Below are 2,247 nucleotides of genomic sequence, written 5' to 3'. Positions count from 1 at the left end.
GCGCTGCAGCAGCCATGCCAGCGCGACCTGCATGGGTGACGTCTCGAGCGAAGCCGCCACCTGAACAAGAACCGCCGATTGCAGCGGGGTGAAGCCGCCCAGCGGAAAAAACGGAACGTAAGCAATGTCCGCTGCAGCGAGTTCATCGATCAGTGCATCGTCGTTGCGCTGGACCAGGTTGTACTCGTTCTGTACACACACAATATCCGTGATGGCGCGACCCTCGGCGACTTGAGTGGGGGTCACGTTGCTTAGCCCGATCTGCCGAACCAGGCCCTGTTGCTGCAGTTCGGCCAGCACGGTGAGCGGCGCTTCCAACGAACCTTCGGCGGGGCCATGCTTGCTGAACATCAGCCGCAGATTGACCACGTCAAGAGTATCCAGCCCCAGATGGCGCAGGTTGTCATGCACGGCACGGGTCAGTTCGTGCTCGGAGAACGCCGGATTCCAGGAGCCATCTTCGCCACGCTTGGCGCCGATCTTGGTGACAATGACCAGATCGTCGTCATAAGGATGCAGCGCCTCGTGAATGATTTGGTTGGTGACGTAGGGGCCGTAGAAGTCGCTGGTATCGATGTGATTGACCCCGCTGGCGAGCGCCTCGCGCAAGACTGACCGCGCAGCCTCGCGATCGGCAGGCGGGCCGAACACGCCCTTGCCGGCAAGCTGCATGGCACCGTAGCCGAGGCGATTGACGGTGTGGTTGCCCACCCGATAGGTGCCGGCTTGAGAAATATCAGTCATTGGATCTCCATGTATCGATGTACGGCCCGGTTGAAGTTTGTCGTCTAGTGACTTCAGACCTCAGCGGCTCCATTGGATGAATACGCTAAAGACGATCGCGTAAAAGGACCGACCCGGTGCGACCCTCGGAAAGCAGAAGATGAATCCCTGCATTACCCAATTGTAGAGGCAATACAACACCTGCCCATGGATGATCCGGCCCCAACTTGTTCCAACGGGGCATCGTTTTCCCCGCACGCGCGCTGTCCAGCGACGTGCCGGGGCTTTCCGACGGGCAGGCCATGGATTGCCCCACCCGGTGATGCAAGCATCATCGTGCTGTCTCTGGCCGCAATGGACGGGGCTTGCCCTACGGATCCCCTGGATCGACCCCGTTTCTGACTCCAGCCAGACAGGCAATGGCGTGGCTCAACGCAGTACTTGACCTGCATCATTCGCTGCGGACAGTTGTCGCGCCATACTTTCCACTGCAGGACCGCTGCAGGAAGGATCTGCCCATGCGACACCTTTGGATACTCATCCTTTTGGCCAGCCTGCTGGCCATTGCAGTGACGCTGTCGTACTCCTCATCCGGCGGAGGGCGCATCACTTTCAGCGGAGCCATCCAGACGCCGACCTGCACGCTGCTTGTAACATGGTCCCCGGAAAAGACGGTTCCGCCCTCAAAGCGCAGATATCACGGATGCACGATCAGCGCGAATACCCTGCAAAAAGCCCAGTACGTGGACATCCATAGCATCCGGTTGACTGACCTTGAAAGCATGGATTTGCTGCACGACTTCAGCAGGCTTGACCGTGCACACTCGTACGGCCGGGAGCGACCGATCATGCTGGTGTACACCTACCAGTAGCCCCACTGTTTGTACATCCGTGTCCATCGGCAGGCAGTGGTGCTCAGGCAGGATGGCAGCGAAGCGCAAAAGGCCTTGTCGATGCCCTGCACATGCTGCAAGGGGTTCCGGGAGGATGCATGCGCGTGGCTCTGGAAAACAGCACCGGGTCCCCGACAATGACCTGTGACACGGGTCAGCCGGCCCTGTCATCCCTTAAGGTGGTCTCCTGCCGTGCTCCGTCATCAGGGCACGTTCTGCGATCAAGCACCTGGAGTCATCATGCGACGATCATTTCTTACTGCACTTGCCTGCGTTGTGATGGCGCCCGCATTGACCATCATGGCCCCGACCGCCACATCGGCTGCCGACTGTACATGCTCGGTCAAGAACCCGGACCATCTCCTGCTCCTGCTGCGCTATCCGACCATGTCCAGAACCCGGATCGCCTTTGAATACGGCGGCGAAATCTGGGAGATGCCTCGCGCCGGTGGTCAGGCCCATGTGCTGGCCAGCGGCATGGACATGCTGACCAAGCCGATCTTCTCGCCGAACGGCAAGATGATCGTGTTCACCGGTACCTACGACAACAACACTGACGTTTATGTGGTTCCTGCAGACGGTGGCCAACCCAGGCGCCTGACCTATCACCCCGGCCCGGACGTCGCGGTGG

Annotated in this window: 2 protein-coding genes and 1 pseudogene; 2 read left to right on the top strand and 1 reads right to left on the bottom strand. The window is 59.9% G+C overall.

Features of this window, described 5'->3' with window-relative positions:
- On the bottom strand, positions 1 to 744 hold a 744-nt coding region (locus PF446_RS05630; protein ID WP_298070264.1), incomplete at its 3' end, for an oxidoreductase.
- Positions 745 to 1,241: 497 nt separating this feature from the next.
- Here PF446_RS05630 and PF446_RS05625 point away from each other — a divergent pair.
- On the top strand, positions 1,242 to 1,595 hold the full coding sequence (locus PF446_RS05625) for a hypothetical protein (RefSeq protein ID WP_298070263.1): 354 nt from the start codon (positions 1,242 to 1,244) through the stop codon (positions 1,593 to 1,595).
- Positions 1,596 to 1,856: 261 nt separating this feature from the next.
- Positions 1,857 to 2,247 (top strand): annotated as a pseudogene (locus PF446_RS05620) (hypothetical protein); the annotation flags it as partial.

This window comes from Oleiagrimonas sp., from assembly GCF_027858935.1.
Lineage (GTDB): Bacteria > Pseudomonadota > Gammaproteobacteria > Xanthomonadales > Rhodanobacteraceae > Oleiagrimonas.
Note: the sequence above shows the minus strand (reverse complement) of the source record. Positions and strands in the feature narration are given on the sequence as shown.

Bases quoted from the DNA above. Each gene is read 5' to 3' on its own strand.
- PF446_RS05625 (WP_298070263.1), top strand. From the start codon at position 1,242: ATGCGACACCTTTGGATACTCATCCTTTTGGCCAGCCTGCTGGCCATT.